Raw genomic sequence first — 25961 nt, forward strand, 5'->3', positions numbered from 1 at the left:
GCAAGCGGTGCGGGCGGGGGCGCGCGGCCGGCTCAGCCGAGCAGCGAACGGCCGATGATCTCCTTCATGATCTCGGTGGTGCCGCCGTAGATGGTCTGGATCCGGCCGTCGGTGAACGCGCGGGCGACGGGGTATTCGGCCATGTAGCCGTAGCCGCCGTGCAGCTGGAGACAGCGGTCGGCGACGCGCTTCTGCAGTTCGGTGGCCCACCACTTGGCCATGGAGGCGTGGGCGGCGTCGAGTTCTCCGGCGGCGTGGTCCTCGATGCAGCGGTCCAGGAAGGCTCGGGTGACGGCGCATTCGGTGGCCATCTCGGCGATCTCGAAGCGGATGTGCTGCAGCCTGCCGAGGGGCCGGCCGAACGCCTCGCGTTCCTTGACGTACGCGGTGGTGATCTCCAGCAGGTGCTCGGCGCCGGCGATGGCGGCGACCGCGATGGCCATGCGCTCCTGGGCGAGGTGGGTCATCAGGTGCACGAAGGCGCCGTCGCGTGCGCCGAGCAGGTTCTCCTTGGGGACGCGGACGTCGTGGAAGAACAGCTCGGCGGTGTCCTGGGACTTCTGGCCGATCTTGTCGAGGTTGCGGCCGCGTTCGAAGCCGGGCGTGCCGCGTTCGACGACGAGGAGGGACAGCCCGTGGGCGCCGCCCTCGGGGGTGGTCTTCGCGACGACGATCACCAGGTCGGCGAGGATGCCGTTGGAGATGAAGGTCTTGGAGCCGTTGAGCAGCCAGTGGTCGCCCTTGTCCTCGGCGGCGGTGCGGATGCCCTGGAGGTCGGATCCGGCGCCGGGTTCGGTCATGGCGATCGCGGTGATCGTCTCGCCGGTGCAGAAGCCGGGCAGCCAGCGGCGCTTCTGCTCCTCGGTGCCGAGGTGGGTGAGGTAGGGGCCGATGATGTCGTTGTGGAGGCCGATGGCGAGGCCGGGGGTGCCGGCGCGGGCGAACTCCTCGGCGAGGACGGTGCTGTAGCGGAAGTCGGCGTTGCCGCCGCCCCCGTACTCCTCGGGTACGGCGAGGCCGAGCAGCCCCTGGCGGCCGGCGGCGCGCCAGACCTCGCGCGACACGATGCCGTCCTTCTCCCACCGCTCGTAGTGCGGCAGGACCTCCTTGGCCAGGAAGGTGCGGACGGTGTCGCGGAACGCCTCGTGCTCGGGGCTGAAGATGCGGCGCTTCAACTGGGCCTCCTGCCGTCGGGGTGCTGCTGCTGGACACTGGGCACGCCCCAGTCGCGGGCGACCTCGGCGGCGTCGGCGCCGGGCCGCGCGGGCGGGCGGCGCACGGAGCCCGGCGTCGCGGAGAACCGCGGCGCGGGCGCGGGCTGGGTGAGGCCGCCATGGTCGGTGAACGTGCCGCGGGCGGCGAGGTGCGGGTGCGCGGGCGCCTCGCGCAGCGACAGGACGGGGGCCACGCAGGCGTCGGAGCCCTCGAACACGGCCGTCCACTCGTCGCGGGTGCGCTCCTTGAAGCGGGCGGCGACGGCGTCGCGCAGCTCGCCCCAGCGGGCGAGGTCGTCGCGGGCGGGCGCCAGGTCGGCGAGGCCGAGGAGCCGCATGAACTCGTCGTAGAACTGCCGCTCCAGCGCGCCGACCGCCATGTGGCGCCCGTCGGAGGTCTCGTAGGTGCCGTAGAAGGGGCAGCCGCCGTCGAGCAGGTTGACCCCGCGCCGGTCCTGCCAGCCGCCGGCGGCGAGCATGCCGTGGATCATCGTGGAGAGGTGGGCGGCGCCGTCGGTGATCGCGGCGTCGACGACCTGGCCGGTGCCTCCCTCGGCGCGGGCGTGGTGGAGCGCGGCGAGGACGCCGACGACCAGGTAGAGGGAGCCGCCGGCGTAGTCGCCGAGGAGGTTCGCGGGGACGGCGGGCGGCGCGTCCGGCGTGCCGATCATGGAGAGGGTGCCGGTCAGCGCGATGTACGCGATGTCGTGGCCGGCGCGGCGGGCGAGCGGGCCCTCCTGGCCCCAGCCGGTCATCCGCCCGTAGACGAGCTTCGGGTTGCGCGCGAGGCAGTCGCGGGGTCCGACGCCGAGGCGTTCGGCGACGCCGGGGCGGTAGCCCTCGATGAGGACGTCGGCGCGGGCGACGAGGTCGAGGACCTGGCCGGGCCCCTCGGCGGACTTGAGGTCGACGAGGACCGAGCGCTTGTTGCGGTTGGTGAGGTCGTACGCCGGGTCGATGCCGAGGCCGGCGCCGCCGGGCCGGTCGACGCGCACGACGTCGGCGCCGAGGTCGGCGAGCAGCATGGCGGCGAACGGGCCGGGCCCGATGCCCGCCAGTTCGACGACCCGTACCCCGGCGAGCGGGCCTGTCCCGGTGCCTGTCATCCGGCTCCTTCGTCGCGACGGTGGGTCCTCGACTCTCCGAGCCCTGGACTCCTCCGACTGTGACACCATTGCTGTAACAGTGACGATGTTAAGAACGTGTTCCACGGTGCACAAGCCCCCGCGGGGGCACCCCGGCGAGCGTCGCCGGCGGCGCGCGCTAGCCTCTGCCTCCGACAACAGCGCACGGCGGAGCGGCGGAGGGCGGATGGACAGGCGGGACGGCCCGGAGCGGGCGCACGACCTCGTACTTTTCGGGGCGACCGGATTCGTCGGGGAGCTGACCGCCCGGTATCTCGCCGCGCACGCGCCCGCGCACTGCCGCTGGGCGCTCGCCGGGCGCAGCCGGGAGAAGCTGGAGGCGCTGCGGGACCGGCTGGCCGCGGAGCACCCGCACTGCGTGAAGCTGCCGCTGCTGGAGGCGGACGCCGCCGACGCCGGGGCGCTGCGGGAGCTGGCGCGTTCGGCGCGGGTGGTGGCGAGCACCGTCGGCCCGTACATCTGGTACGGCGAGCCGCTGGTCGCCGCGTGCGCGGAGGAGGGCACGGACTATCTGGACCTGACCGGGGAGCCGGAGTTCGTGGACCTGATGTACGTACGCCATGACGCGCGCGCCCGGGAGACGGGGGCGCGGCTGGTCCACGCGTGCGGCTTCGACTCCGTCCCCCACGACCTGGGCGTGTACTTCACGGTGCGCCAGCTGCCCAGGGACGTGCCGCTGCGGGTCGACGGGTTCGTCCGCTCCAACGCGTTCTTCTCGGGCGGCACCTTCGCCTCGGCGCTCACCGCGCTGGGCCGCGGCCGGCACATGAGGGCGGCGGCCCACCAACGGCGGCTGCACGAGCCTCGGCAGGTCGGCCGGCGGGCACGGGCGCCGCTGGGCGGGCCGCGGTTCAGTGCGGAGACCGGCGCCTGGGCGCTGCCACTGCCGACGCTGGACCCGCGGGTCGTGGCGCGTTCGGCGGCGGCCCTGCCGCTGTACGGCCCGGACTTCCGCTACCGCCACTACGCGGCCGTGCGGTCCCTGCCGGTGGCGCTGGGCGGGGTGGCCGCGGTTGGGGCGGGCGCCGTGGCGGCGCAGTTCCCGCCGGTCCGGCGATGGCTGATGGAGCGTTACGAACCGGGGCAGGGCCCCGACGCCGGGCGCAGGAGCCGCAGCTGGTTCACGGTGCGCTTCGTCGGCGAGGGCGGCGGGCGCCGGGTGTACACGGAGGTGTCGGGCGGCGACCCGGGCTACGACGAGACGGCGAAGATGCTCGCCGAGTCGGCGCTGTGCCTCGCCTTCGACGAGGGCCTGCCCCGCACGTCCGGCCAGGTCACGACGGCCGTCGCGATGGGCGACGCGCTGCTGGACCGGCTGACCGCGGCGGGGATCCGCTTCCGCGTGGCCGCCGAGCACTGAGCCGGGGCGCGGTACGGCGCGGGGCGCGGGGCGCGGACCACGGTAGGGCCGGGGCGCAGTACGGCCGGACGCGGGGCGCCCGGGCCGCGCCCCCGCTACTCCCGTACGAGGCAGAACGGGTGGCCCGCCGGGTCCGCGCAGACCGTCCAGCCGCGGGACGGGCCGCCCTCGTCGAGGACCGTCGCCCCCAGCGCGACCGCCGCGTCGCACGCCCGGGCCAGGTCGGCCACGCCGACGTCCAGGTGGAACTGCTGGGGCGCCTCGGGATCGGGCCAGCGGGGCGGCCGGTGGCTCTCGACGCGTTGGAAGGCGAGCACCCGCCCGTCGTCCAGGTGGAGCGTCGCCCAGTCGTCGTGGAGGGACCAGCGGGGGTCGGCACGGTTCACCTCGCCCCCGACGAGTTCGCGGTAGAACCCGGCCAGCGACAGGGGTTCGGGGCAGTCCAGCACGACGCACTGAAGGCGGCCGATCACGCGCTTGCCTCCTGGAGGGCCTGCCGGCACAGGGAGTCCGCGTGCCGGGTCGTCTCGGGCAGTCGGTAACGGGGTGTCAGGGCCAGCGTATGCGCACAGGCGTTGTCGAGGGTGACGCGGTGGCCCACGGAGACGAAGACCGGCTTGACACCGTCGCGGGTGCGCAGCGCGCGGCCGACCTCCTCCTCGCCGGCGAGCAGCGGAGCGGAGGCTCCTCGCCGCTCGCCCGGCTGCTCGTACGTGAACGTGAACGGATTCTTGGCGACGCCGATCACCGGCAGTCCCGTGAGGACCCCGAGATGGCTGGCGAGTCCGAAGCGGCGCGGGTGCGCCCGGCCGTAGCCGTCGCAGACGACCAGGCCCGGGCCGCTGGTCAGGGAGTCGAGCGCGGCGAGGACGGTCGGCAGCTCCCGGAACGCCAGCAGGCCGGGGACGTACGGGAAGGAGACGCGCCCGACGGCGGTGGCCTCCTCGACGACGTCGAGGGTCCGGGCGTCCAGGACCACGGCGGCCGCGGCGACGAGGTCGCGGTCGTCGTCGTAGGCCACGTCGACACCGGTCACGAGGCCGGTGCCGGGCGGCGGCCCGGCCTCGTCCAGGACGACACGGCCGCGCAGCGCGTCCTGAACGGCCAGGGCCTCCTTCTCGTCGGCGGGCCAGTCGGCGGGCGTGCGATTGATCGTCATAGTGCCGCCACCTTACGGCCGGCCTGGTGGCCGACCACGAGCGCGGTGAGGCCCGCGCCCCGAACTCCCGGCCCCCGCAGCGCCGGAGGGCTGATCTCGGCGCCGAGCCGCCCGGCTCACTCCCGTCGCGGCTCCAGCCGGGACACCCTTCCCTTCTCGCCCGATGCCCAGCAGCCGAAGTCGCGGGTGCAGTCCACGGTGTCGTACGAGCCCGGGTCGATCGTGCGCCAGGTGTGGCCGCCGTCCGTGGTGAGGTCCGTGCCCGTCGGGCCGACGGCGAGCGCCGCCGAGCGGGAGTGCGGCAGCCAGGCCACGCCCGAGCGGTACGCGGGTGGTGGCGTACCGGCCGGGCGCCAGGCGTGGCCGCCGTCGCGGGTCACCCCCGCGGCGACGGGCGACGGCTGTCCGGCCCGGTAGTCGCCGCCGACCGCGATGCCGTGGGCGCGGTCGCGGAAGGCGAGCCCGAAGACGCCCCGGGCGGGCTCCCCGGCGGGGAGGCCCGATTCGGCGGCCGTCCACGTCAGGCCCCGGTCGCCGGAGTGCAGGACGCGGCCGGCCGCGCCCCCTCCCGTGGCGAGCCAGACGTCCTTGGGTCCGGAGGTCACCAGGCACTGGCCGCTCGCGGCGAAGCCCGCCTCGCCGGGCAGCGCCTCCGGCATGCCGGTGTCGGGCAGCACGCGCCAGGTACGGCCGCCGTCGGCGGTGGACAGGATGCGGAAGCGGCCGTCCACGGGGTCGCTCATGGCGAGGCCGTGGCGGCTGTCGAAGAAGGTCACGCAGTCGTAGAAGGCCCGCGGGTCGGGGTTGCGGAACGACTCGGTCCAGGTCGCGCCGCCGTCCTGGGTGCGGTAGATCCGGGACGCCTCGCCCTCGCCGATGGCCAGCACCACGGCGCGCCGCTCGTCGAACGCCTCGACGTCCCGGAACTCCAGCCCGGCCGCGTCCGGCGGCGATACGTTCCGCCAGCTGCGGCCCCCGTCGGAGGTGCGCAGCACGGTGCCCCGGGAGCCGGCCACCCAGGCCGCGTCGCGGCTCACCGCGGCCAGCCCCCGGAACCGCACCTGCGTGCCGGTATCGGTGAGCCGCCACCCGAGGCCGCGGGCCGCCTCGCGGTCCCCCTCCGCCGCCCGCGCCGGGCTCGTGGCGAACGCCACCGTGGCCACCACCGCCCCGCAGAGAACCTGCGCGACCGTCCGTCTCGTCTTCCCCTTGGCTGTCATGGCGCGCGAACGTAGCCGACCCCTCACACGCCGTCCAGGGCGCCTCCGAATGTGATGCAGGTCACACGAAGGGGTAGTGCACGCCCCACCCCGATTCGTCGTCCTCCCCCGTGAAAGGCAGACCAACGAGGGAGCAGGACTTGTCCACCGTCATCGAGCAGGCTGTGGAGGCCCGCCTCGTCGCGTCCGCGCCCTGCATGGATACCGTTCCGGCCACACTGCGCTACGACTGCGACGACCCGTTCGCCGTACGGATGGCCTTCCCCGCCCCGGCCACCCTGGAGGGCGTCGAGGTGTCGTGGGAGTTCTCGCGCGAGCTGTTGGCCGCCGGTCTGGAGGCGCCGGCCGGCCTGGGCGACGTCCGCGTACGGCCCTTCGGCATGGACCGCACGGTCGTGGAGTTCCACGCCCCGGAGGGCATCGCGATGGTCCACATCCGGACAGCCGAGGTGCGCCGCTTCCTCAAGCGGGTGCAGAACCTGGTGCCCGCCGGATGCGAGCACCTCTTCCTGGACCTGGACGGCGACCTGGCCGCGCTACTGCGCGACGCCCGCTGAGGCACGCCTCCGTAATTCCGTTGCGGCGGCCACCGGTTCGCCCTAGCGTCTTCTCCGGCACATCCCCGTCGATCGGAGTAGGACATTGCTCGTCTGAGGTCTTGAGACACCGCGCCGTACAGCCTTTTCGCCCGCTGTGCGTGCCGTGTGCGACCTCGGCGTACGAGCTGTCCGGCCGTCCCGCCCTCCTCGCCGCACCGTCGGTGTCTCACCGTTGCCGTTTTTCCTTCTCACGCAACCGGGAGACCCGTATGTCCACCTCTTCCCCTGCCCTGACGTGTTCCGCCCTGTCCTTCTCCTGGCCCGACGGCACCCAGGTGCTCTCCGGTCTCCAGCTGGCCGTCGGCCCCGGCAGGACCGGGCTCGTGGGCCGCAACGGATCCGGCAAGTCGACCCTGGTGAAGCTGCTCGCCGGGGAGCTGACCCCGGCGTCCGGCACCGTACGCGCGGCGGGTGACGTGGGCTACCTGCCGCAGGACGCCACGCTCGACACCGCGCTGCGGGTCGACGAGGCGCTCGGCATCGCCGCCACGCGCGCCGCGCTGCTTGCCGTCGAGGCGGGCGACGTCCGCGAGGAGTACTTCACCGCCATCGGCGACGACTGGGACGTCGAGGAGCGGGCGCTCGCCACGCTCGACCAGCTCGGCCTCGCCCACATCGGCCTCGACCGGACGATCGGGGAGGTCTCCGGCGGCGAGTGCGTGCTGCTGCGGCTCGCCGCGCTGCTGCTGGCCCGGCCCGCCGTGCTGCTGCTGGACGAGCCGACGAACAACCTCGACCTCTACGCGCGGCGCCGGCTGTACGCGGCGGTCGACGCCTGGTCCGGCGTCCTCGTCGTGGTCAGCCACGACCGGGAGCTGCTGGAGCGGGTCGACCGGATCGCCGAGCTGCGCGACGGCGAGGTGACGTGGTACGGCGGCCCGTACTCGGCGTACGAGCGGGCGGTCGCCGCCGAACAGGAGGCGGCCGAGCGCACGCTGCGGGCCGCCGAGGCCGACGTCCAGCGGCAGCGGCGCGAACTGGTCGACTCCCAGGTGAAATCGGCACGGCGGGCCCGGTACGGGCGCAAGGCCGCCGAGAACAAGGCCATGCCGCCCATCGTCGCCGGCGCCCGCAAACGCGCGGCGCAGGTGTCGGCCGGCAAGCAGCGCCACCTCCACACGCAGCGGCTCACGGAGGCGCGCGAGCGGCTGGACGAGGCGGTGGAGGCGGTACGGGACGACGACGACATCCGGGTCGACCTGCCGCACACCGCCGTGCCGCCCGGCCGGGGCGTACTGCTGCTGCGTGACCTGACGCTCCGCCACGGGACCGCCATGAAGGGAGAGTTCGAGGTGCGCGGCCCCGAGCGGATCGCGCTCATCGGGCGCAACGGGGCGGGCAAGTCCACGCTGCTGCGCACGGTCGCCGGGGAGCTGGCGCCCGTGGCGGGCGAGGCGGTGGCGCGGGTTCCGCTGCGATTCCTGCCGCAGCGGCTGGACGTCCTCGACGACGGGCTGACCGTCGTCGAGAACGTCGCCCGCTTCGCACCCGAGGCCACGCCGAACCGGATCCGGGCGCGTCTGGCGCGCTTCCTGTTCCGGGGCGCGAAGGCGGACCGGCCGGCCGGGACCCTGTCGGGCGGCGAGCGCTTCCGGGCGACGCTGGCCGCGCTGCTCCTCGCCGAGCCGGCTCCGCAGCTGCTGATGCTGGACGAGCCGACGAACAACCTGGACGCGGCGAGCGTCCGCAGCCTGGTGGGCGCGCTGGAGTCGTACGAGGGCGCCCTGATCGTGGCGGGCCACGACGTGCCGTTCCTGGAGTCCGTCGGCATCACGCGCTGGGTGCTGCTGGACGGCGACGGGCTGCGCACGGTCACGGCGGACGAGGTCCACGAGGGCCTGCCGCCGGCGTGACGGACGACGGCCGGCGGCGGGATCCGGGGGACCCCGCCGCCGGGCTGAGCGGCCTGCCGCCGGCGTGATCGTGCACGGCGGCGGAGGAATCGGGGTAGTCGTCGTCCGATCGGTGTTGCCGACCTACCCCGTGAGGTGCCCGTGTCCAGCAGAAGAGCCCTCGTCCGCCGCCCCGGCCCGCGTCTCGCCGAGGGCCTCGTCACCCATGTCGAGCGGGTCCCGGTCGACCCGGGACTCGCGCTGGAGCAGTGGGAGGCGTACGTCACCGCGCTGCGCGAGCACGGCTGGGAGACCGTCGAGGCGCCGCCGGCCGACGACTGCCCGGACGCCGTGTTCGTCGAGGACACGGTGGTGGTGTTCCGCAACGTCGCGCTGATCGCCCGCTCCGGCGCCGAGTCCCGGCGGGCGGAGACGGCGGCGGTCGAGGAGGCCCTGGCGCGGATGGGGTGCTCGGTGAACCGCGTGTGGGACCCGGGCACGCTCGACGGCGGCGACGTGCTGAAGATCGGCGACACCGTGTACGTGGGACAGGGCGGCCGGACCAACGCCTCGGGCGTCCGGCAGCTGCGGGCCGCGTTCGAGCCGCTGGGCGCCCGGGTCGTCGCGGTGCCGGTGAGCCGGGTGCTGCACCTGAAGTCGGCGGTGACGGCCCTGCCGGACGGCACGGTCATCGGGTACGAGCCGGTCGTCGAGTCGCCGTCGGTGTTCCCGCGCTTCCTGCCGGTGCCGGAGGAGGCGGGCGGCCACGTCGTCCTGCTCGGCGACGGGAAGCTGCTGATGGCGGCGAGCGCCCCCAAGTCGGCACGGCTCTTCACGGATTTGGGCTACTCACCGGTAGTGGTCGACATCAGCGAGTTCGAGAAGCTCGAGGGCTGCGTGACATGCCTCTCGGTGCGTCTGCGCGACCTCTACACATAACCGAACGTAACCGGGCATTGCTCCGAACGGGCTTGGCTGGGACCTTACGAGCTGCTTAACCTACGGTCTCGTAACCTACGAACCCGTAGGTAATGATCGCTTTTCCCAGGAGCCCCCGTGACCCTCACCTCTCCTCACCTCGGCAGTCCGGCGGAGTGGACCGATGCCCGGCTGCTGTACGCGCTGGAAGAGGTCGTCGAGAAGGAGCTCAACCGCCATCTCAAGGTCGTCAAGGACTGGATGCCGCACGAGTACGTGCCCTGGTCGGACGGCCGGAACTTCCCGGGGTTCTTCGAGGACGGCGAGGAGTGGTCGCCGGAGCAGTCCAAGGTGACCGACATCGGCAAGATCGCCCTGGTCGTCAACCTGCTGACCGAGGACAACCTGCCGAGCTACCACCACGAGATCGCGACCCTCTTCGGCCGGGACGGCGCCTGGGGCACCTGGGTGCACCGCTGGACCGCCGAGGAGGGCCGGCACGGCATCGTCATGCGCGACTATCTGCTGGCCTCGCGCGCGGTGGACCCGGACAAGCTGGAGCAGTTCCGGATGTCCCACATGAGCGAGGGCTTCGAGTCGGACAACCGGCACTCGATGCTGCACTCCGTGGCGTACGTGGCGTTCCAGGAGCTGGCGACCCGGATCTCGCACCGCAACACCGGCCACCAGTCGGGCGACCCGGTCTGCGACCGCATGCTGGCGCGCATCGCCACCGACGAGAACCTGCACATGGTCTTCTACCGCAACCTGCTGGGCGCGGCCTTCCAGATCGCGCCCGACCTGACCATGCAGGCCGTCCGCGACGTCGTCGTCGACTTCCGCATGCCCGGCCACGGCATCCCGGGCTTCGAGCGGGCGGCCGCGCAGATGGCGATCGGCGAGATCTACAACCTGCGCATCCACCACGACGACGTGCTCCAGCCGGTCCTGCGCTTCCTGAAGGTCCTGGACATCGACGGCCTCGGCCCCGAGGGCCTCAAGGCGCAGGAGGAGCTGGGCCTCTACATGAACGGGCTCGACGCGGAGGCGACGAAGTTCGACGAGCGGCTCGCCGCGCGCAAGGCCCGCATGGCGGCCCGCGCCGCCGGCTGACCGCCGCCGCGGATCACCAGGCCGCCTCGCGGTAGTCCTTGAGGAACACCCCCGCCACGGGGTCCCCCGCCTCGCCCCGCACGATCGGGTCGTACACCCGGGCCGCGCCGTCCACCACGTCGAGGGGCGTACGCGTCCCGGCCGCGGCGATCCGCGCCTTGCGGGGCGCCGGGTTCTCGTCGGTGATCCAGCCGGTGTCCACGCTGCACATGTGGACGCCCCGGGCGGCCAGGTCGTCGGCGCTCGTGCGGGTGAGCATGTTGAGCGCGGCCTTCGCCATGTTGGTGTGCGGATGGCCGGACGTCTTGTTGCGTACGGCGAACCGGCCCTCCACCGCGGTCACGTTGACGACATAGCGGCGCGGGTGCGGCGAGGCGAGCAGCAGCGGCAGCAGCCGGTCGCAGAGCAGCGCGGGGGCGAGCGCGTTGACCAGCTGCGTCTCCAGCAGCTCGGCCGGGTCCAGCTCGCCGAGCCGCGCGGACCAGGAGTTGTGGGCCCGCAGGTCCGGGAGCAGCCCGGCCTCGTCGGCCTCCTGGTCCAGCACCAGCGCGAGGGCACCGGCCGCGGCGGGCAGCGCGGCGAACGGCCGGAACCCGGGTGCGGTCAGCACCCGGGAGTCCGCCGGAAGCTCGCCGTGCTCGGCGGCGGCGAGCAGCGCGTACGACTCCGGGGGCCTGCGTATCGTCTGGGCGGCGTTGTTGACGAGGATGTCCAGCGGCCGCCCCTCGGCGTGCAGCCGCTCGCACAGGCCGAGGACCTGGCGCGGGTCGCGCAGGTCGACGGCGACGACGGTGAGCCGGTCGCGCCACCGCTCGCTCCCCTCGGCCGCGTGGAAGCGGCGCAGGGTGTCCTGCGGGAAACGGCTCGTGACCAGCAGCTCGGCGCCGTCGCGCAGCATCATCAGGGCCAGTTGGAAGCCGATCTTCACCCGGCCGCCGGTGAGCAGGACACGGCGCCCGGAGAGGTCGGTGGACGATGAGCGGCGGGCGGCGTTGTCGGCCGCGCAGGACGGGCAGAGCCGGTGGTAGAAGGCGTCCGCCCGGCGGTAGACCGCCTTGCACACGTAGCAGTGGCGGGGCTTGGCGAACTCGCCGGGGCTGCCGTGCCGCAGCGCCAGCGGCGCGTCCTCGCGCCGGTCGGTCGCACCCGTCGCGGTGGCCGCGGTCAGCGCCGCGTCCGCATCGGACCGGGCCTGCCGCTGGGCCTTGCGCCGCTTGTTGCGGCTCTCCCGCGCGAAGGTCGCGGCGATCTCCTCGCCGCGCTTGCGGCGCGGGTCGTCCAGCGGAAGGGCGCGCAACCGTCCCACCGTGCGGTGGAACGCCGCCAGCTCCTCGTCCGTGACCGCCGGGTCGTTCGTGTGGTCCCCCATGCGCACATGATCTTAAGGGAGGCCGTTGAGCAGGTCATCCGGTTATCGGTTCAGCGACGGGCCTGCTTGAGGGCGTGCCGCTCCTTCTCGGACAGCCCGCCCCACACCCCGAACCGCTCGTCGTGCGCGAGCGCGTACTCCAGGCACGCCTCCCGGATCTCGCAGAGCCCGCAGAGGAGCTTGGCCTCACGGGTGGAGGATCCCGGCTCGGGGAAGAACAGCTCGGGGCCCGTCTGGGCGCACAGGGCGGTCTCCTGCCAGGAGAGTTCGGGGTCGATGAGCACGGTGTGGTTCGCCATGCCGCACAGGCTGCCCGGCGGCGATAAACACGCGCTCAACGAATGATCAACGCCCGCCCTCCGGAGCCTCACCCAGGATGGTCCCCGTCGCCCCGCCCGGGCAAAGGGTTCCCCGGCGTGTCCCGTGACCGCGTCAGGTCTGCGGCGGAACGCTCTTGATCACGGCGAACCGGGCGCCGTACGGGTCGGTGAGCTTGGCGAAGCGGCCCACGCCGGGGATCTCCGTGGGCGCCAGCCGGACCGTGCCGCCGAGGCGTTCCGCCTCCGCGACGGTCGCGTCCGCGTCGGCCACCTCGAAGTACGGCACCCACGAGGGCCCGGACGCCGACTCGACGGGATCGTCCGCGAGGGGCACGACCCCGCCGAACGCCGCCTCCGTGGCCGCCGTGCCCGAACCCGCCGGCTGGAGCATGGTGTACGCGCCGCCGCTGCCCTCCGGCATGGGCATGGTGTGCGCCTCCATACCGAAGACCATGTCGTAGAACCCGAGGTCCGTGACCGGGTCGGGCGTGTACAGCTCCACCCAGACCAGGGTGTTCGGCTCGCCCACCGTGTCCAGGCCCTTGTTGGCGGCGGGCTGCCATACGGCGAAGCGGGCGCCGGTCGGGTCCGTGAAGATCGCCATACGGCCGAGGTCGAACACGTCCATGGGCTCGAACACGACGTCCCCGCCGCCGGAGCGGACGGCCGTGACGGTCTCGTCGGCGTCCGGGCACTGGAAGTAGACGGTCCAGGCGGAGGGTCCCTGGTCCGGCGTCACCGTCATCGCGCCCGCGACGGTACGGCCGTCCAGCTGGAACATCCCGTACCCCCCGGCCTCGGGCCCGGCCGACGCGAAGGTCCAGCCGAAGAGGCCCCCGTAGAAGGCCCGGGCCCCTTCGAGGTCGGAGGTGCCGAGGTCGACCCAGTTGGGGGAGCCGGTGACGAAGCGGGTGGTGAGCATGGAGTGCTCCTTCAGCGCGTACGGTGCCCACCCGAGTCTCCTGCACTCCTGCGGGCACCGCACCCGCAGAACCCCCATCCCGGTCCAGCCCTCCCCCACCGGCGGTGAGCCGCCCACGGGCGGGTGGTCCCACCTACCCCACCCCCCACCGGCCGTGCGTCGCCCGACGACGGGACGGGGGTGGACCGGGGGTCGCGCGCGCAGGATTGGCGGTGCTGGGACGCTTCGCTCTCAAGGCCCCGCACGAGCCAATCTGAGCACGTGACCCCCGGTCCACCCCCGGACCCACCCACCGCCGTGGCGCGCAGGGGGTGGGCCCTCAGGCCGGGGGGCCGTTCCTCGTTGTGCCCACCCGTTCCGCCCTGCGGAACGACTGCCCACAACGAGGAACGGCGGTACCGGCGGCGCCAGCCCACAACGACGGAACAGCGGGCGGCGGCGCGAGCCGCAGGGAAGCGGTCGGGCAGGTCGCCCTGGTCTAGTCGGCCTTCTTGGCGCGGCTTGGCTGGACCCGCTTGGGCTCGCCCGGCATCTTGGGGTAGTCCGGCGGGTACGGCAGGTCGCCCAGCCCGTGGTCGCGCTCGTCGCGGTCGGCCAGCTCCAGCAGGCTCTCCAGGCCGAAGGCGTGGTCGTCCATGTCGGCGTGCACGTCGCCGTGGTCGGCGAACCGCACGGGCATGGTGGCCAGGTCGAAGTCGCGGGGCTCGACGTGGTCCAGCTCGTCCCAGTGCAGCGGGGCGGAGACGGGGGCGTGGGGCCTGGGGCGCAGGGAGTAGGCGGAGGCGATGGTGCGGTCGCGGGCGGTCTGGTTGTAGTCGAAGAAGATGCGCTCGCCGCGCTGCTCCTTCCACCAGGCCGTGGTCACCCGGCCGGGCATGCGGCGTTCGAGCGCGCGGCCCAGGGCGATGGCGGCGCGGCGCACCCCGGTGAAGGTCCAGCGCGGCTCGATGGGCACGTAGACGTGCAGGCCGCGGCCGCCGGAGGTCTTGGGCCAGCCGCGCAGCCCGTGCTCGTCGAGGAGGGCGCGCAGTTCGTGGGCGGCGCGGACGGCGTCCTCGAAGTCGGTGCCGGGCTGGGGGTCGAGGTCGATGCGCAGTTCGTCGGGGTGGTCGGTGGCGTCGCCGCGTACGGGCCAGGGGTGGAAGGTGAGGGTGCCGAGGTTGGCGGCCCACAGGACGGCGGCGACCTCCGTGGGGCGGATCTCGTCGGCGGAGCGGCCGCTGGGGAAGGCGATGTGCGCGGTGGAGATCCAGTCGGGGAGGTTCTTCGGGGCGCGCTTCTGGAAGAACGACTCGCCGTCGACGCCGTCGGGGAAACGTTCCAGGGTGGTGGGCCGGTCACGCAGTGCCCGGGTGATGCCGTCGCCGACGGCGAGGAAGTAGCGGGCGACGTCCAGCTTCGTGAAGCCGCGCTCGGGGAAGTACACCTTGTCGGGATTGCTCAGGCGCACGGTCCGTCCGCCGGCCTCCAGCTCCACCGCGTTTCCCATAGCCGCCACGGTAGGCGGACACCGCAGACTGCGCATATCGGGCGGATCGCCGGGATCGTGCGCAGAATCGTGCCATGGATCTCCCGGTGATGCCGCCCGTGAAGCCGATGCTCGCCAAGAGCGTCAAGACCATCCCGCCCGGGATGCAGTACGAGGCGAAGTGGGACGGCTTCCGTGCGATCGTGCACCGGGACGGCGCCGACGTGGTGATCGGCAGCCGCACGGGCAAGCCGCTGACCCGGTACTTCCCCGAGCTGGCCGACGCCCTGCGGGAGCGCCTGCCGGAGCGCTGCGTGGTGGACGGGGAGATCGTGATCGTCCACGAGGGGCGGCTGGACTTCGACCGGCTGACGGAACGCATCCACCCGGCGGAGTCGCGGGTGCGGATGCTGGCGGAGCGGACGCCGTCCCGGTTCATCGCGTTCGACCTGCTGGCCCTCGGTGACACCTCGCTGATGAACACGCCGCTGGTGGAGCGGCGGGAGGCCCTGGAGCGGGCGCTGACGGGCGTGGAGCCGCCGGTCCACGTGGCGCCCGCGACGACCGACATCGAGGTGGCGCGGGGGTGGTTCGAGCAGTACGAGGGCGCCGGGCTCGACGGCGTGATCGCCAAGCCGCTGGACCTGAAGTACGTGCCGGACGCGCGGCTGATGTACAAGGTCAAGCACGAGCGGACGGCGGACGTGGTCGTGGCCGGGTACCGCTTCCACAAGAGCGGCCCCGTGGTCGGTTCGCTGCTGCTGGGCCTGTACGACGAGAAGGGCACCCTGCACCACGTCGGCGTGTGCGCCGCGTTCTCGGAGCGGCGCCGCGCCGAGCTGGTGGAGGAGTTGGAGCCGCTGCGCATGGACCCGCCGGACGGCCACCCGTGGGCGGCGTGGGCGGACGCGGCCGCGCACGAGAGCGCCCGGCTGCCGGGGGCGCCGAGCCGCTGGTCGGGGAAGAAGGACCTGTCGTGGGTGGCGCTGCGCCCGGAGCGGGTGTGCGAGGTGGCGTACGACCACATGGAGGGCGACCGGTTCCGCCACACGGCGCAGTTCCGCAGGTGGCGCCCGGACCGGACGCCGGAGAGCTGCGGCTACGCCCAGCTGGAGGAGCCGGTCTCGTACGACCTGGAACAGGTGCTGTCGGGACCGTGAGACCGTGACGCCCCGCGTGGGGCGTCACGGTGCCGGTGTCATTCGCCGCGCGCTGTGGTGTCGGTCACTCGCCGCGCCGCTCCCCCTTGGGACCTCGGCCGCGTTCGGTGCGGGGTCCCCGCGAGCGCCACTGCCGCTCGTTCTGGAGTTCGGCGTTGGCCTCCTCGTTGGCCTGCTGGTCGGAGAGGCCGCGGTCCTCGGCGTTCTTGCGCATGCGGGCGCGGTGGATGTCGTACTTCTTGCTGCCGGGTTCGGGCATGGCGATCACCTCCGGGCCGACCGGGTACCCCGTCGCGTGGCGTACACGCGAAACGGTTGCAGGACGGATACGGACCCGGGGGAAAACCGCCATGCGGGAGCCGTCACCATGGTGAGGTACACCCAGCACCCGGACGCCTGCCACAAGCAGGACAGCAGTAAAGGACCTCACGTGACCGTGTCGCGTCTCATCCCCGTCCCGATCCCCGACCGCGTCGCCGCCCTGATCGGGTCCTGCATGCCGATGGGCGTCCTGCAGGCGGAGATCGACGCCGAGTGCGCCGCGCGTGAGGTGCGCCGGTTCCGTGGCCCCATGTGCGCGGAGGACCAGGCGGACCGGGAGCACGCGCTGGCGACGCTGGCCAGGGCGAACAAGATCCTCGCGGCGTACAACCCGGGTCTGGTCCTGCACCACTGACGCGCGGCGCCGGCTAGTCGGTGATGTCGCCGTCCACGTAGACCCAGGCGCCGTCCTCCCGCGTGAAGCGGCTGCGCTCGTGGAGGGCGCCCGGCTCGCCCCCGTGCGTGTAGCGGGCGGTGAAGGTGACGGTGCCCGTGGTGTGGAAGAGGGTGCCGTCCGTGGTGTCGTGGATCTCCAGGCCGGTCCAGCGCATGGCCGGGTCGAAGTCGACGGTGCGCGGGCGGGTGGCGGCCGCCCAGGTGCGCAGCAGGTACGGCTCGTCGCGGACGACGAAGGCGGCGTAGCGGGAGCGCATCAGCAGCTCGGCGGTGGGCGCGGCCGCGGCGCCGGAGTGGAAGCGGCCGCAGCAGGCGCCGTACGCGGCGGGCAGCCCGCAGGGGCAGGGGCCGTCGGGCCGGACGGCGGGGGCGGATGGTGCGGCGGGCTTCGGTGAGCGGGACGTGCGTCGGGACATGGGGATCATTCTGCCCGGGGCCGGCGGGTGGCGTGTTTCAGCCAATGTGCGGATGGTGCCGCGCGTTGCTTCCAGGTGCTGCGCGACCGCACCTATCCTCCTGCGCCGGACGTGACTGTTACCTCCGGAAAAAGGGGTGGGCATGGACCGCAGGGGCACGACGCGACGCACGTTCATGGCGGGCGCCGCCGCCGTCACCGGTGCCGGGGCCCTGGGCGCCGCCCCACCGGAAGCGGCCACCGGGGCGGCCCCGGGCGCCGCACCCGCCGGGCAGGACCGGGCGGCGTCCGTCGCCGTCCTCGGCGGTGGCGTCGCCGGCCTCACCGCCGCGCACGAGCTGGCCGAGCGTGGCTTCCGCGTCACCGTCTACGAGCGCCGGGCGCTCGGCGGCAAGGCCCGCAGCATGGACGTGCCCGGCAGTGCGCGCGGCGGCCGCCGACCGCTGCCCGCCGAGCACGGCTTCCGCTTCATCCCGGCATCTACCACAACCTGCCGGACACGATGCGCCGCATCCCCTTCCCCGGGAACCCGAACGGCGTCTTCGACAACCTCGTCGCGCCCCGCGAGATGATGTTCGCCCGCACGGGCCGCGAGGACCTGCGCTTCCCGATCCCCTGGCCGGGGCACCGGCCCGAGCCGCTCACGCTCGACGAGATCCGGCGCGCCCTCACCGCCCTGCTGGACACGGCCGTCCACCTGCCCCTCCACGAGACGGCGTACTTCGTCAACCGCGCCCTCGTCTTCCTCACCAGCTGCGACGAGCGCCGCGACGAGGTGTGGGAGCGCACGCCCTGGTGGGAGTTCACCCGGGCGGCCCGGATGTCGGAGGACTACCAGCGGATCCTCGCCGTGGGCATCACCCGCAACATCGTGGCCACCAAGGCAGAGGAGGCCAGCACCCGCACGGTCGGCACGCTCGGCGAGGCGTTCGTGTTCAACGCGCTGGGCCGGGGCGCGGACGGCCCGCCCGACCGGATCCTCAACGCGCCGACGAACGAGGCGTGGATCGACCCGTGGGTGGCGCATCTGCGGTCCCTGGGCGTCGAGTTCAGGATCGGCTGGACGTTGCGCGAGATGGCGTACGGGGAAGGGCGGATCACCGCCGCGCTGGTCGACGACCCCGGCGGCGTACGCCACGAGGTGACCGCCGACCACTACGTGTCCGCGCTGCCCGTCGAGCACGCGCGGCGGACGTGGGGGCCGGCCCTGCGGGCGGCCGACCCGCAGCTCGTCCGGTGCGACCGGCTGCGGACGGACTGGATGACGGGCATCCAGTTCTATCTGACCGAGCGGCCCCCGCTCGTGCGCGGCCACGTCAACTGCATCGACTCGCCCTGGTCGTTGACGGCGATCGCGCAGGCCCACCACTGGGCGGGCCGGGACTTCGCCGCCGACTACGGCGACGGCGTGGTCGTGGACTGCCTGTCCGTCGACGTCTCCGAGTGGGACCGGCCCGGCATCCTGTACGGGCGGACCGCCAAGCAGTGCACCCGCGAACAGGTGGCCCGCGAGGTGTGGGCGCAGCTGAAGGCCGCCCTCAACGACACCGGCCACCCCGCTCTCAAGGACAGCGCCCTGCACTCCTGGTTCCTGGACCCGGGCGTCGACGGGCTCGGGACCCCGCACCCCACCAACGAGGACGAGCTGCTGATCCACCCCGTGGGCACCTTCCACCTCCGGCCGCAGGCGGCCACGCGCGTCCCCAACTTCTTCCTGGCCGGCGACTACGTGTCCGTCGACATCGACCTGGCCACCATGGAGGGCGCCAACGCCGCGGCCCGGCAGGCCGTCAACGCGCTGCTGGACCGAATCGGTTCGGACGCGCCACGCTGCACCGTGCGGCCGCTGTTCCGCGCACCCGAGATCGAGGCGCTGCGGCAGCACGACCGGTTCCGCTACCGGATGGGCCTGCCCAACGCGCTCGACCTGGGGTGACGCCGCCGGTCGCCGGCGGGACGCGCAGTAGCGTACGGGTATGAGGCTGACCATTCTGGGCGGTGGCGGGTTCCGCGTACCGCTGGTGTACCGGGCGCTGCTGGCCGACCGTGCCAAGGGGCGGGTCACGCGCGTGGTGCTGCACGACGTGGACGCCGGGCGGCTCACGGCGATCGGCCGGGTCCTGGCCGACCAGGCCGCCGGGGTGACGGACGCGCCGGCGGTCACCACGACCACGGACCTCGACGAGGCGCTGCGGGGGGCCGACTTCGTGTTCTCGGCCATCCGCGTCGGCGGCCTCGCGGGCCGGGCCGCCGACGAGCGGGTGGCGCTGGCCGAGGGCGTGCTGGGCCAGGAGACGGTCGGCGCGGGCGGCATCGCGTACGGCCTGCGCACCGTCCCGGTCGCCGTGCACATCGCCCGGCGGGTCGCCGTGCTCGCCCCTGACGCCTGGGTCATCAACTTCACCAATCCGGCGGGTCTGGTCACCGAGGCCATGGCGGGCGTGCTGGGCGACCGGGTCGTCGGCATCTGCGACTCCCCCGTCGGGCTCGGCCGCCGCGTGGCGCGGGTGCTGGGCGCCGACCCGGCCGGGGTGTGGATCGACTACGCGGGGCTCAACCACCTGGGCTGGCTGCGCGGGCTGCGCGTCGACGGGCGGGACCTGCTGCCCGGGCTGCTCGCGGACCCGGTCGCGCTGGGGTCGTTCGAGGAGGGCAGGCTGTTCGGGCCCGAGTGGCTGCGGTCGCTGGGCGCGGTGCCCAACGAGTACCTGCACTACTACTACTTCAACCGCGAGACGGTACGGGCCTACCGGGAGGCGGAGCGGACGCGGGGCGCGTACCTGCGCGACCAGCAGGCCGGGTTCTACGCCGAGGCGGCCCGCCCGGACTCCCGCGCCCTGGCCGCCTGGGAGCGCACGGTCGCCGACCGTGAGGCCACGTACATGGCGGCCAACCGGGAGGCGGCCGGCGACAGCGGCGGGCGCGCCGCCGAGGATCTGGAGCCGGGCGGCTACGAGCAGGTGGCGCTGGCGTTCATGCGGGCCGTCGCACGCGACGAGCGGGCCGCGCTGATCCTCAACGTCCGCAACCGCACGACGCTTTCGCCGCTCGACGCGGACGCGGTGGTGGAGGTGCCCTGCCTCGTCGACGCGAACGGCGCGCACCCGGTGGCGGTGGACCCGCTGCCGTACCACGCGGCCGGTCTGGTGGCGTCGGTGAAGGCGGCCGAGCGGGAGGTGCTGGCAGCGGCGGAGAGCGGGTCGCGCGAGGCGGCCGTGAAGGCGTTCGCGCTGCACCCGCTGGTCGACTCGGTGGCCGTGGCACGGCGGCTGCTGGACGCGTACACGGCCGAGCACCCGGGACTGGCGTACCTGGGCTGAGCGCCCACCGCGGATCGGCCGGATGGCCAACTCTCCCGTCTTTACGGGGCGTTCGGCCCCTCGTACGCTCCGGCCCCATGGTTTCCCATGGTGCACGTCTGCGAAGAACGGCCGCGCTGCTCGGCGCGGCCTCCCTGCTGTGGGGCGGTCTGCTGGGCGCCGGCCCGTCCGCCGCCCGGGAGCACCCCGGGAGCGCGGCGCCCGCCGGGGCGTCCGCCGTCGTGCCCGTCCAGACGACGGGCCCGGCCGAGCGGCGGTTCAACCTGGTGTTCCTCGGCGACGGCTACACCGCCGAGGAACTGCCGAAGTTCCGGGCGGACGTCGACAAGCACGTCAAGGTGCTGTGGAGCATCGAGCCGTTCGCGTCGTACCGCTCGTACATCAACGTGTGGGCCGTGCAGACGGCGTCCCCCGAGTCGGGCGTCGACTGCGACCCGGGGCTGGACGCGCCGCGCCGCGACACCCCGCTGGACATGGGGTTCTGGGGCGGCTGCAACCCGGGCAGCGTGCAGCGGCTGCTGAGCGTGGACGGCGCGGCGGCGAGCGCCCAGGCGGATCTCGTGCCGGGCACCACGAGCGCCAACCGGCAGATCGTGGCGCTCGCCAACAGCGCCACGTACGGCGGGGCGGGCGGCACCTACGCCACCGCGTCCGGCACCAACGCGCTCTCCTCGCTGATCACCCCGCACGAGATCGGCCACTCGCTCGGCGGGCTCCAGGACGAGTACGACTACTACAACCGGGGCGTGGCCGGCGGTACGTACACCGGCGGTGAGCCGTCCTCCGCGCACCACACCGTCCTCACCGAGCAGCAGATGCGGGACCAGCGCGCCAAGTGGTGGCGGTGGCTGGGCGAGGAGAGCGAGGCCGGCGGGGTGATCGGCCGCCACGAGGGCGGCCTGTACAGCACGAAGGGCGTGGGGCGCCCCAGCAGGCACTCGCTCATGAAGACGCTCGGCTACGCCTTCGACCAGGTGGGCCGCGAGGTGATGGTCCGGGCGATCGCCGCGAAGGTGAACCTGGTGCAGGGGCACACCCCGGCCGCGGCGCCGATCGGCGCGGACCGCACCGTGTGGGTGGAGACCCTGCACCCGCTGGGCGGCGAGCTGGACGTGGTGTGGCGGCTGGACGGGCGCACGCTCGCGACGGGCGGCTCGCGCACGGTGGACCTGCGGCGGCTCTCCCTCGCGCCGGGCGTGCACACCCTGACGGCGACGGTCACGGATCCGACGCCGTTCGTGCGGGACCCGGCGGTGCGCGGCTCGGCGGCCCTGACCCGTACCGTCTCCTGGACGGTCAACACCCGGCTGACGACCCGGCCGGAGCCTGTCGTGGCGCGGTTCACCGGGCACACGGCGACCGACGCGCCCGTCGGCGCACGGTCCGTGGTGTACGCGGACACGACGCACCCCGCCGACCGGACGTACGCCGTGCGGTGGTGGCTGGACGGCGAGCCGGTGGCCAACCCGGGCAACGACCGCGACCTGGACCTGTCGGCGCTCGGCCTGCGCCGGGGCACGCACACGCTGACGGCGCGGATCGCGGGCACGGACCAGGAGCTGCGCTGGACGGTCGACGCGACGCCGGCGACGGCGGCCCACGAGCTGTCCAGGCCGCTGCGCACGGTGTACGTGCCGGGGCGGCCCGTGGAGTACGTGTACGACGGGGCGTTCACGATGCGGCTGACCGCGCGGGACGAGGGCGGCGGCCATGTGGTCGCCCAGTTCCGCGTCGACGGCGACGGCTGGTACACGTACTACGGCTGGCCGACCGACGCGGACGCCCCGTTCCGGTTCACGCCGGGCGGCACGGAGATCGACGGTCTCGTGTACGGGAAGCTGGGCACCCCGCGCGTGGTGCCCTGGGACGACGCGACGCCCGAGTACGGCACGCACACCGTCGAGTACCGGACGATCGACCCCGCGGGCAACATCGGCCCGGCGCGGACGTTCCTCGTGACGCTGGAGCGGCCCGCGTCATAGGCGACCGGGGTCGCCTGCCTCCCCGGGTTCTCCCGGTCCCCCGGCTTCCCGCGCGGCCGGGTCGTCGTCGGGCCATACGCCGATGTGGTCCGGCTCCAGCCGCAGCACCACCCGGTCGCGCATGCCGAGGCGGTCCACGTGGTCGGCGGGGAGCTGGAGGCGGCCGGCGCGGTCCAGCATGGCGTACTCGCGCGCCACGGTGGACTCCTCGCCGGTCGCCTCGTCGACCCGGGTGTGGCGCAGGATCTCGGTGGAGGTGCGGCCGTCGCGGATGGCGACCGTGCGGCGCACCTCGCCGGCCACGGCCCGGTCGTGGGTGACGATGACGACGGTCGTGCCGAACTCCTCGTTCACCGTGCGGAACGCGGCGAAGATCTCCTCGGCGGTCCGGGAGTCCAGTTCGCCGGTCGGCTCGTCGGCGAGCAGCACCGCGGGGCGGTTGGCGAGCGCCACCGCGATCGCCACGCGCTGCTGCTGCCCGCCGGACATCTCGTGCGGGCGGCGGTCGCGGCAGTCCGCGACGCCCAGCACGCCGAGCAGTTCCTCGACGCGCCCGGCGTTCCGGCGGCCCGCACGGCCGCGCAGCCGCGGGGGCAGCGCCACGTTCTGCGCGGCGGTCAGGTAGGGCAGCAGGTTGCGGGCGGTCTGCTGCCAGACGAAGCCGACGACCTCGCGGCGGTAGCGGAGGCGTTCACGGGCCTTCATGGTGAGCAGGTCCCGCCCGGCGACCCGGGCGGCTCCGGCGGTGGGCGTGTCGAGGCCGGCGAGGATGTTCATCAGGGTGGACTTGCCGCTGCCGGACGCCCCGACGAGGGCCATCAGTTCGCCTTCGCGGACGAGCAGGTCCAGGCCCTGCAGGGCCTGGACCTCGACGCCGTCGGCGGAGAAGACCCGGACGAGGCGGTCGCAGGTGATCAGGGCGTCGTGCCCGTAGGCGGGGCGGTCGCGGCGGGCCGCCGCCCGGCGCTCCAGCTCGTCGAGCGTCGTGGAGGACTCGGTCATCGTGCGTCTCCTGCCCTGAGGTCGGTCGTCGTGGAGCGCCGGGTCGCCGCCCAGGCCTGTACGGCGGCCGCGCCCGCCGTGAGCACCAGCACGGCCGCCGCGGGCAGCAGCAGGCTCCACGCGTCGGCGCGCAGCGGTACGGACTCGGGCGGGCCGTGGCGGCCCTGCGCGGCTCCCAGGGCCAGCGGGCCCAGGTCCAGGCCGGCCGCCAGCAGCCGGATGGCGGCCCAGCCGGCCAGCGCGCCGCCCGCCGCGGCGAGGAGGGCCGGCGGCAGCGACTCCCGCACGAGCATCCCCCGGCCCTGACGGCGCGTCAGGCCCATGGTGCGCAGCCGGGCGAGCAGCGCGGTCCGTTCGGGGGCGGCCCTCAGCAGCGACAGCAGCACCGCGAGCACGGCGTACCCGGCGGCGGCCGCGGCGGCCAGGATGTGGACCTGCTCGGCGCCGCGCTGGACCGGCGAGTCGGTGAGCCGGGCCCGCTCGGCCGAGCGCAGGGTCACGGTGGCGCCGCCGTCCGCCGTGCGGGCCGCGGAGCGCAGGGCGGTGGCCGACGTGGAGGCCCCGGTGACCAGCAGCGTGGTCGGGGTGCGGTGGCGGTCGCCGGGCAGCCGTGAGGCGTCGACGACGAGGAAGTCGCCGCGGACGGCGTGGCCGGGCGTGCTGTCCCTGACCAGGGCCACGCGGACGGTGAACCGGCCGTCCGGCGGGCCGACGTCGACCTGTCCCGTGCCGAGCCGGGCGGCGACGCCGGGCGACACGAGCGCCGGCAGCGGCCCGGAGCCGGCGCGCAGCCGGTCGGCGGCGAACGCGCCGAGACCGGTGCGGCGGGCGAGCCGGGCGTACGAGTCGGGGTCGACGGCCAGGAGCGTGACGCCCTCGGCGCCTCCCTCGCCGACGTCCAGGTCGTGCGCGCGGTGGACGGCGGCGACGTCCTCGACGCCCGGTGCCCGTCGTACGGCGTCCGTCACCGCGGCCGGCAGTGCCTCGGCGTCGACACGGGCGTCGGCGCCGACGGCGGCCAGCGCGGCCGCGTCGCGGGCGCCGTCGACCCCGGCCAGGACGGACCCGCCGAAGGCCGCCGTGGCGAGCGCCACGACCAGCGCCAGCAGCGGCAGCGCGGTGAGGGCGGGGGCCCGCCCGGCCCGTGCCAGCGCGAGGAAGCCGACCGCCCCGCGCCCCCGGGCGGCGGGTCGCGCGGCGAGCCGCAGGGGCAGCGGATGCAGCCGTACGAGGAGGAGGGCGGCGATCAGCCCGACCAGTACGGGAGCGGCGGCGACCAGGGCGTCCGTGCCGCCCGTGCCGGTGCCCCGCCGGCGCAGCGCGGCGACCGCCGCCGCGGCCAGGACGAGGAGCGTCAGTTCGGCGACCGTCCGGCGGCGCGAGGACCGGGCCGGGGCCGGGTCCTCGCGCCCGCCGGCCGGCTGCGGCCGCCGGTGCAGCCGCGCCGCGTGCAGCGGCAGCGCCGCGCAGGCCACCAGGGCGACGGCCGCGGCCGCGGCGAGCGCGGGGAGCGGCCGCCCCTCGGGGACGAGGAGGAACGCGGCGGCGCAGCCGAGTGCGGCGGCGGGCAGGACGGGCACGGCCGTCTCGGCGAACAGCAGTCCCGCGAGGCCGCGCACCGAGGCGCCCCGGGCCCGCAGCAGGGAGAGTTCGGCGCGGCGGTGCGCGGCGGCCAGTCCCCCGGCCATCACGAGGACGACCCCGGCGACGGTGCCGACGCCGAGGGCGGCGACGGCCACCACCGGCCCCACGGCCGCGGTGAACCGGTCGTGGTCCGCGAGGAGGTCGTCGAGGCCGGACGTGGCGTACGACTCGGGTACGTCCGGCGTGCCGAGACCGGCGAGCAGCGGGCCGCTCTCCAAGGACGCCACGGCCTTCCGGAGCCCGTCCCGGTCGCCGGCGCGCAGGTCGTCCGGGTCCGTCGCGACCCGCCAGTACGCCTCGGCGCGGGGTGCCACGGACGGCAGTACGGGCGCGGCGCCGACGGGCAGGAGGAGGGCGCCGTGCCAGTAGGGCTCGACGACGGGCGGCGGCGTGAACAGCCGCGCAGGCGTGCGCAGCACCGGTTCGTACGACCAGTAGGACAGGTCCGGCCGTACGGGGTCGACGATGCCGGTGACCGTGACGGTGAGGGTGCCGCCGAGGCCCTTCGGGACGTGGACGGTGGCGCCGGCACGGATGCCGAGGGCCCGGGCGGTGGCCGTGGTGACGGCGGCCTCCACGGCGGGCGTCGTGGGCGTGACCGCGCCGTCGGCGGCCGTGGGCAGCCGCCCGGAGCGGATCCGGGCGTGCCGGGCGAGGTCCGCGTGGGCGGCAAGCGTGAACACCGTGGGGCCGCCCTCCAGCCGGGGCAGCCAGTCGTCGGTGGCGGCGACCGGCTCCGTGGTGCGGACGCCGTGGGCGGACTGCGCGGTGTCGGCGCGCAGGGGTGCGGGCAGGACGGCCAGGATCCGCCGGTGGTGGGCCGCCAGCCGGGCGGCGTCGAGCGGTTCGGCGAGGACGCCGTCCCCGTCGGGCGGGGCTGCGGGGGCGCTCAGTTCGATGCCGCCGCGGTGCGGTGGCGCGGAGCGCATCTCGTGGCGCAGGCCCTCGCCCTCGTAGGCGTCGACGGCGCGCGGGAAGGCGGCGGCGAGGAAGGAGGTGACCAGCGCGAGCAGCGCGAGAGCGAGGGCCGGGCCGGGCGCGGCACGCAGCCGGACGCGGACCCAGGAGGCGTGGGCGCGCAT

At 74.5% G+C, this 25961-nt stretch carries 22 protein-coding genes and 1 pseudogene; 10 read left to right on the forward strand and 13 right to left on the reverse strand.

Annotated features, from left to right (window positions below):
• Window positions 1-32: 32 nt before the first annotated feature.
• Complete coding sequence (locus tag ABEB09_RS03990) at window positions 33-1175, reverse strand: acyl-CoA dehydrogenase family protein (RefSeq protein ID WP_345687136.1); 1143 nt, start codon at window positions 1173-1175, stop codon at window positions 33-35.
• Window positions 1172-2320 carry a CaiB/BaiF CoA transferase family protein gene (locus tag ABEB09_RS03995; RefSeq protein WP_345687137.1) on the reverse strand — a complete coding sequence of 383 codons (1149 nt, stop codon included), beginning with the start codon at window positions 2318-2320 and terminating at the stop codon, window positions 1172-1174. Before ABEB09_RS03995 ends, ABEB09_RS03990 begins: the two co-directional genes overlap by 4 nt.
• Before the next feature lie 205 nt (window positions 2321-2525).
• Between ABEB09_RS03995 and ABEB09_RS04000 the strand changes: the two genes are divergently transcribed.
• On the forward strand, window positions 2526-3719 hold the full coding sequence (locus tag ABEB09_RS04000) for a saccharopine dehydrogenase family protein (RefSeq protein ID WP_345687139.1): 1194 nt from the start codon (window positions 2526-2528) through the stop codon (window positions 3717-3719).
• A gap of 95 nt (window positions 3720-3814) precedes the next feature.
• On the opposite strand, the gene ABEB09_RS04005 is transcribed toward ABEB09_RS04000, so the two are convergent.
• The 3 genes from ABEB09_RS04005 to ABEB09_RS04015 all read right to left on the reverse strand — a co-directional run bounded on the left by ABEB09_RS04005 (window position 3815) and on the right by ABEB09_RS04015 (window position 6098).
• Complete coding sequence (locus ABEB09_RS04005) at window positions 3815-4192, reverse strand: VOC family protein (RefSeq protein ID WP_345687141.1); 378 nt, start codon at window positions 4190-4192, stop codon at window positions 3815-3817.
• The gene (locus tag ABEB09_RS04010) at window positions 4189-4878 is read right to left on the reverse strand and encodes an endonuclease V (RefSeq protein ID WP_345687143.1); all 690 of its coding nucleotides are present in this window, start codon (window positions 4876-4878) and stop codon (window positions 4189-4191) included. Before ABEB09_RS04010 ends, ABEB09_RS04005 begins: the two co-directional genes overlap by 4 nt.
• Window positions 4879-4994: 116 nt before the next feature.
• On the reverse strand, window positions 4995-6098 hold the full coding sequence (locus tag ABEB09_RS04015; RefSeq protein ID WP_345687145.1) for a beta propeller repeat protein: 1104 nt from the start codon (window positions 6096-6098) through the stop codon (window positions 4995-4997).
• A gap of 140 nt (window positions 6099-6238) precedes the next feature.
• On the opposite strand from ABEB09_RS04015, the gene ssgD reads away from it, so the two are divergent.
• The 4 genes from ssgD (at window position 6239) to ABEB09_RS04035 (ending at window position 10560) form a co-directional block, all read left to right on the forward strand.
• Complete coding sequence (ssgD, locus tag ABEB09_RS04020; RefSeq protein WP_345687147.1) at window positions 6239-6655, forward strand: spore wall synthesis regulator SsgD; 417 nt, start codon at window positions 6239-6241, stop codon at window positions 6653-6655.
• A 251-nt stretch (window positions 6656-6906) separates the two neighbouring features.
• Window positions 6907-8550: an ATP-binding cassette domain-containing protein gene (locus ABEB09_RS04025; RefSeq protein ID WP_345687149.1), complete on the forward strand. Its 1644-nt coding sequence runs from the start codon at window positions 6907-6909 to the stop codon at window positions 8548-8550.
• A gap of 141 nt (window positions 8551-8691) precedes the next feature.
• On the forward strand, window positions 8692-9468 hold the full coding sequence (gene ddaH, locus ABEB09_RS04030; protein WP_345687151.1) for a dimethylargininase: 777 nt from the start codon (window positions 8692-8694) through the stop codon (window positions 9466-9468).
• 117 nt (window positions 9469-9585) lie between these two features.
• Entirely contained in the window at window positions 9586-10560 is a 975-nt protein-coding gene (locus ABEB09_RS04035; protein WP_345687153.1) for an acyl-ACP desaturase, read from the forward strand.
• A gap of 13 nt (window positions 10561-10573) precedes the next feature.
• Here the strand turns inward: ABEB09_RS04035 and ABEB09_RS04040 are convergent, their stop codons facing one another.
• From ABEB09_RS04040 to ligD, 4 genes are all read right to left on the reverse strand, one after another.
• On the reverse strand, window positions 10574-11929 hold the full coding sequence (locus ABEB09_RS04040) for an SDR family NAD(P)-dependent oxidoreductase (protein WP_345687155.1): 1356 nt from the start codon (window positions 11927-11929) through the stop codon (window positions 10574-10576).
• Window positions 11930-11979: 50 nt separating this feature from the next.
• Complete coding sequence (locus ABEB09_RS04045) at window positions 11980-12228, reverse strand: WhiB family transcriptional regulator (protein ID WP_345687157.1); 249 nt, start codon at window positions 12226-12228, stop codon at window positions 11980-11982.
• 133 nt (window positions 12229-12361) lie between these two features.
• Window positions 12362-13171, reverse strand: a complete 810-nt coding sequence (locus ABEB09_RS04050) for a VOC family protein (RefSeq protein WP_345687159.1) — start codon at window positions 13169-13171, stop codon at window positions 12362-12364.
• A 478-nt stretch (window positions 13172-13649) separates the two neighbouring features.
• A complete protein-coding gene (gene ligD / locus ABEB09_RS04055; protein WP_345687161.1) occupies window positions 13650-14660 on the reverse strand; it encodes a non-homologous end-joining DNA ligase in 1011 nt (336 codons plus the stop codon).
• A gap of 74 nt (window positions 14661-14734) precedes the next feature.
• On the opposite strand from ligD, the gene ABEB09_RS04060 reads away from it, so the two are divergent.
• Window positions 14735-15799: an ATP-dependent DNA ligase gene (locus ABEB09_RS04060; protein ID WP_345687163.1), complete on the forward strand. Its 1065-nt coding sequence runs from the start codon at window positions 14735-14737 to the stop codon at window positions 15797-15799.
• A 64-nt stretch (window positions 15800-15863) separates the two neighbouring features.
• Here the strand turns inward: ABEB09_RS04060 and ABEB09_RS04065 are convergent, their stop codons facing one another.
• The gene (locus ABEB09_RS04065; protein WP_345687165.1) at window positions 15864-16058 is read right to left on the reverse strand and encodes a hypothetical protein; all 195 of its coding nucleotides are present in this window, start codon (window positions 16056-16058) and stop codon (window positions 15864-15866) included.
• Window positions 16059-16229: 171 nt separating this feature from the next.
• Here ABEB09_RS04065 and ABEB09_RS04070 point away from each other — a divergent pair, with 171 nt between their 5' ends.
• On the forward strand, window positions 16230-16475 hold the full coding sequence (locus tag ABEB09_RS04070; RefSeq protein WP_345687167.1) for a hypothetical protein: 246 nt from the start codon (window positions 16230-16232) through the stop codon (window positions 16473-16475).
• A 13-nt stretch (window positions 16476-16488) separates the two neighbouring features.
• Here ABEB09_RS04070 and ABEB09_RS04075 read toward each other — a convergent pair whose 3' ends face one another.
• Entirely contained in the window at window positions 16489-16932 is a 444-nt protein-coding gene (locus tag ABEB09_RS04075) for a YchJ family protein (protein ID WP_345687169.1), read from the reverse strand.
• A gap of 142 nt (window positions 16933-17074) precedes the next feature.
• Between ABEB09_RS04075 and ABEB09_RS04080 the strand changes: the two are divergent.
• From ABEB09_RS04080 to ABEB09_RS04090, 3 genes and pseudogenes are all read left to right on the forward strand, one after another.
• Window positions 17075-18867: pseudogene (locus ABEB09_RS04080) on the forward strand (hydroxysqualene dehydroxylase).
• A gap of 40 nt (window positions 18868-18907) precedes the next feature.
• On the forward strand, window positions 18908-20251 hold the full coding sequence (locus ABEB09_RS04085; protein ID WP_345687171.1) for a 6-phospho-beta-glucosidase: 1344 nt from the start codon (window positions 18908-18910) through the stop codon (window positions 20249-20251).
• 77 nt (window positions 20252-20328) lie between these two features.
• Window positions 20329-22233, forward strand: a complete 1905-nt coding sequence (locus ABEB09_RS04090; protein ID WP_345687173.1) for a M64 family metallopeptidase — start codon at window positions 20329-20331, stop codon at window positions 22231-22233.
• Here the strand turns inward: ABEB09_RS04090 and ABEB09_RS04095 are convergent.
• Both ABEB09_RS04095 and ABEB09_RS04100 read right to left on the reverse strand, forming a co-directional pair.
• Window positions 22228-23235: an ABC transporter ATP-binding protein gene (locus ABEB09_RS04095; RefSeq protein ID WP_345687175.1), complete on the reverse strand. Its 1008-nt coding sequence runs from the start codon at window positions 23233-23235 to the stop codon at window positions 22228-22230. The genes ABEB09_RS04090 and ABEB09_RS04095 overlap by 6 nt on opposite strands.
• Complete coding sequence (locus ABEB09_RS04100; protein WP_345687177.1) at window positions 23232-25961, reverse strand: FtsX-like permease family protein; 2730 nt, start codon at window positions 25959-25961, stop codon at window positions 23232-23234. Before ABEB09_RS04100 ends, ABEB09_RS04095 begins: the two co-directional genes overlap by 4 nt.

The sequence above is a fragment of the Streptomyces coeruleoprunus genome, from assembly GCF_039542925.1.
GTDB classification, from domain to species: domain Bacteria; phylum Actinomycetota; class Actinomycetes; order Streptomycetales; family Streptomycetaceae; genus Streptomyces; species Streptomyces coeruleoprunus.

Excerpts from the sequence above, each read along its gene's own strand:
- ABEB09_RS04075 (WP_345687169.1), bottom strand. The coding sequence starts at position 16,932 with ATGTCCCGACGCACGTCCCGCTCACCGAAGCCCGCCGCACCATCCGCC.
- ABEB09_RS04050 (WP_345687159.1), bottom strand. The coding sequence starts at position 13,171 with ATGCTCACCACCCGCTTCGTCACCGGCTCCCCCAACTGGGTCGACCTC.
- ABEB09_RS04015 (WP_345687145.1), bottom strand. The coding sequence starts at position 6,098 with ATGACAGCCAAGGGGAAGACGAGACGGACGGTCGCGCAGGTTCTCTGC.
- ABEB09_RS04045 (WP_345687157.1), bottom strand. The coding sequence starts at position 12,228 with ATGGCGAACCACACCGTGCTCATCGACCCCGAACTCTCCTGGCAGGAG.
- ABEB09_RS04060 (WP_345687163.1), top strand. The coding sequence starts at position 14,735 with ATGGATCTCCCGGTGATGCCGCCCGTGAAGCCGATGCTCGCCAAGAGC.
- ABEB09_RS04085 (WP_345687171.1), top strand. The coding sequence starts at position 18,908 with ATGAGGCTGACCATTCTGGGCGGTGGCGGGTTCCGCGTACCGCTGGTG.
- ABEB09_RS04000 (WP_345687139.1), top strand. The coding sequence starts at position 2,526 with ATGGACAGGCGGGACGGCCCGGAGCGGGCGCACGACCTCGTACTTTTC.
- ABEB09_RS04090 (WP_345687173.1), top strand. The coding sequence starts at position 20,329 with ATGGTTTCCCATGGTGCACGTCTGCGAAGAACGGCCGCGCTGCTCGGC.
- ABEB09_RS04040 (WP_345687155.1), bottom strand. The coding sequence starts at position 11,929 with ATGGGGGACCACACGAACGACCCGGCGGTCACGGACGAGGAGCTGGCG.
- ligD (WP_345687161.1), bottom strand. The coding sequence starts at position 14,660 with ATGGGAAACGCGGTGGAGCTGGAGGCCGGCGGACGGACCGTGCGCCTG.
- ABEB09_RS04100 (WP_345687177.1), bottom strand. The coding sequence starts at position 25,961 with ATGCGCGCCCACGCCTCCTGGGTCCGCGTCCGGCTGCGTGCCGCGCCC.
- ABEB09_RS04065 (WP_345687165.1), bottom strand. The coding sequence starts at position 16,058 with ATGCCCGAACCCGGCAGCAAGAAGTACGACATCCACCGCGCCCGCATG.
- ABEB09_RS04095 (WP_345687175.1), bottom strand. The coding sequence starts at position 23,235 with ATGACCGAGTCCTCCACGACGCTCGACGAGCTGGAGCGCCGGGCGGCG.
- ABEB09_RS04010 (WP_345687143.1), bottom strand. The coding sequence starts at position 4,878 with ATGACGATCAATCGCACGCCCGCCGACTGGCCCGCCGACGAGAAGGAG.
- ABEB09_RS03995 (WP_345687137.1), bottom strand. The coding sequence starts at position 2,320 with ATGACAGGCACCGGGACAGGCCCGCTCGCCGGGGTACGGGTCGTCGAA.
- ABEB09_RS04025 (WP_345687149.1), top strand. The coding sequence starts at position 6,907 with ATGTCCACCTCTTCCCCTGCCCTGACGTGTTCCGCCCTGTCCTTCTCC.